The sequence below is a fragment of the Methyloceanibacter sp. genome, assembly GCF_058506495.1.
The window spans coordinates 1-3,336 of the sequence record NZ_JBZMXT010000144.1 but is presented as its reverse complement, the minus strand read 5'-3'; the positions used below and the strand labels follow the sequence as shown (position 1 = coordinate 3,336).

General features: G+C 56.5%; 4 protein-coding genes. All 4 read left to right on the top strand.

Annotated elements, in window-relative coordinates:
• On the top strand, positions 1–563 hold a 563-nt coding region (locus AC33YF_RS13315), incomplete at its 5' end, for a serine hydrolase (protein ID WP_491777697.1).
• 78 nt (positions 564–641) lie between these two features.
• On the top strand, positions 642–2,072 hold the full coding sequence (locus tag AC33YF_RS13310; RefSeq protein ID WP_491777696.1) for an amidohydrolase family protein: 1,431 nt from the start codon (positions 642–644) through the stop codon (positions 2,070–2,072).
• A gap of 231 nt (positions 2,073–2,303) precedes the next feature.
• Positions 2,304–3,059: an MORN repeat-containing protein gene (locus tag AC33YF_RS13305; protein WP_491777695.1), complete on the top strand. Its 756-nt coding sequence runs from the start codon at positions 2,304–2,306 to the stop codon at positions 3,057–3,059.
• 2 nt (positions 3,060–3,061) lie between these two features.
• Positions 3,062–3,336, top strand: a 275-nt coding sequence (locus AC33YF_RS13300) for a YMGG-like glycine zipper-containing protein (protein ID WP_491777694.1), incomplete at its 3' end; no start/stop codon positions are given.

Below are 3,336 nucleotides of genomic sequence, written 5' to 3'. Positions count from 1 at the left end.
TCAAGCGGCAGAAGCCGAGCGGCAAGCGGTTCGAGTACACCTCGGTAAACACGTTCGTCACAGCCTGGTTGGCCGAAACAGTTACTGGAAGATCCTACCCTGAACTGGTCGGCGAGATGATCTGGCAGCGGATGGGTGCAGAGGCAGATGCACTGCTGGCAATGTCGCCCGAAGGTGCGTCCGGAGCCCATGGCTTGCTCAACACGACGCTCCGGGACTTGGCGCGCTACGGCATGCTCTTCACCAACAGCTGGACAATAGTGGCCAAAGAAAAAGTCATCCCGGACAGCCTCATCCAAAAGATTCAGCAAGGCGGCCGCGCGGGCCTCTATGAGGCTGGCATGCTCAAACCGAAAATCGACGATTATCTCGGGGAAGCCGCCGCCTTCCAGACCCGCCAGTGGGATTTCGTCTTGAAGGACGGAGATTTCGGCAAATCGGGTTTTCACGGCCAGACGCTCTACGTGTCCCCGTCGAAGAACCTCGTGGTCGCTTCGTTTGCCACAGGGAAGGGCTATGACACCTGGTCCTTTGCCCGCGTCATTGCGAAATCGCTCAAGTAGCTTTGAACGCCTGCCCAGGTGCGCAGCCGCTTGGCAAAAACTACAATGGCCCAATGCCCGAACCTCTTGGAGGAGATTATGCTAAGTAGATATTGGATAATGTGCCTCAGTGCTGCAATCAGTCTAGCGTTCGCCATCGGCAGCGCGTTCGGGCAGCCCAGATATTCCCACACAGGCTCGACCCTTATTAGTGGCATACGCGTTATCGATGGCCTCGGGTTCGAGGTCCAGTCCAATCAAGATATTCTTATACAGGACGGAAAAATTGCGGCCATGGGTGCCTCCGGCACGCTACGTGCCCCTGACGGTGCCTTAAAGATTGACGGGCAGGGGCTCACGGCAATGCCCGGCTTGATGGATTTACACATCCACCTTCAGGGCGGTTGGGCGAACGGCCTTATTCCGGGCGAGCGGTACGAGGTTAGGTTCGACGATAAGTCCGTTCAGCAACGTCTTTCGGGCTATCTCTACAGCGGTGTCACGACGGTCCTGGACACTGGCGCTGACCACAATTGGGTTCTCAAGAAGCGAGACGAGATCAATAGCGGCAAATTGTTTGGGCCGCGCTTCTTCACTACTGGGGTCGCTTGGTCCTCACAGCCAAGTGGCTGGGACGCCGGAAACACTGGCGGTGACGCAACCTGGGCGCGATCAACTATTGTTTCCGATTTGTCAAAGCTTCCCGAGCAGGTCGCGCGCTACAAGAAGGACGGAATTGAGATCATCAAAATCTATGCCGGCATTGGTACCGTCGGGATGCAGGCTCTGATTGCGGAGGCACATAAACAGGGCATAAGGGCCATTGCCGATCTTTGGATGCTGAATCTGAATCGCGAAGTCATGCAGACGACTGGTCTTGACGGTTGGGCCCATACCGGAGGCTTCAACGTCGCGCCCATTGAAGACCACAGGTGGATGGCTGAAAACAACAGATTTGTTATTGGCACCACGGTTCTGGGTGACGCGATGTCTGCTCTTCGGGTCGGCAGAGAACATGGCAAACGTCTGATGGCGAAGGATCCACTCATCGTCGACATCTGGGGTGAAGACGAAGTGAATCACTTCTATGACGTCTACGGCAAGATACGTCACGCCTACTACGACGGACCGGACTCGTTTTACCAGCGAAACAACTTCGGTAGGTTGATGCGGTTTCGTGGAAACATGATGCAGAATATGAAGCTATCACACGAAGCCGGAGTTCTGATCGCTTGCGGCACAGACGATATTTATGCTGGTTTGTGGCCTGGTGAATCGACCCATCGGGAAATGGAGCTCTTGGTTGAGGCTGGCATACCCGAACTTCAGGCCATTAAGGCTTGCACATTCAATGGTGCAAAAGTCCTGGAAAGGGAAAAGGAGTTTGGATCACTGCAAACCGGGCTCTCAGCCGACCTAGTTCTGGTCGAAGGCGATCCATCAACCAACATTTCGCACACCAGAAATATCCGGCACGTTTTTTTGAAAGGAAAGCAGATCGATCGCACCTCCTTGAAGTTGCAGCCTTAGTAAGGCTTTGGATTGATCACGGTTGCGCCCACTTACGGCAGCGCACTCGCGATCTGGTAGGAGGACAAGGTCGACTAGAAGTCATTCACGTCGCCCATCTGACCCGAAGGCGCTTGCTGACGGTTCCGTCCGCAGCTGGATGTGCAGCTGTGCCGTGGTGAGGCCCGCAATTGAGCGCCCCCATTTCGATATGGGGCAAGACGTTATTGGTCGATTAAGGAAACAGTTGGAATGAAACGTTTCGCACTACTTCCGCTTCTGTTTGTGGCGATGGCTCCGGCGTCAGCGCCGATTGCAGCGCAAGACTTTTGGATCAAAGCGCACGAGTCCGGCTGCCAGATTTGGTCGGACGAGGCAATGGATAACGAGGTCGTGACCTGGTCGGGTCCCTGCAAGGACGGCAGGGCTTCAGGCAAAGGTAAGCTGACATGGACGGAGGGTGGCAAGCCGGCCGGAACCTACGAGGGGTTCATGGAGGGTGGTAAGCTCGACGGGCCAGGCAAGCTGGAGCTCACAACCACGGAGGGCACGCTTCAGATCGAGGCCATCTTTAAGGACAGTGACGTCGACGGCGGTGGGCTTTTCAAGGATTCCGCAGGCAACATCTACGAAGGTGAGATCAAGGACGGCAAGGCACACGGCGTCGGTTACGAGAAGATCGGCGATGAAGAGTATGCCGGCGAATTCGACAACGGCTTGCGCCACGGTATCGGACTATCGATTGGCCCGGGCACAGCCTATCTCGGTGAGTTCGACCAGAATGTCGCTACAGGCTCTGGAACGCTCGACGACGCCGAGGGCGGTCGGTATCACGGCCAGTTCAAAAGCAACAAACCACATGGGTTCGGCACATACGTGACGGACGAAGGCGCCGTCTATCAGGGCCAGTTTGTTGATGGCAAGGCTGACGGCCAGATGCTGGTCAAGTCGTCGCCTGACGCAGTGGCGATTGTCGAAGTTTGGAAGAAGGGCGAGAAGGTAAAGTGAACATGCGCACGTTCAACCAATCCATTGCGGTCTTGGCTGTCGCAACGTTCCTAATCGCACTCGGCTCTACGGCAGGCTCTCCGCGTGCCTCGGCCGACCCCTTGGCGGGCGCCATTGGCGGCGCAATCATCGGCGGGATCATCGGACGGGGCGGCGGTGCCGTGGCTGGCGCGATCATCGGCGGTGTTGCCGGTGCGGCAATTAAGGAACGAAAACGGAAACGGCGCTTTCGCCGGCAAAGAGCCCATGTGCGAGCCTACCAACGTGGCTATCGTGA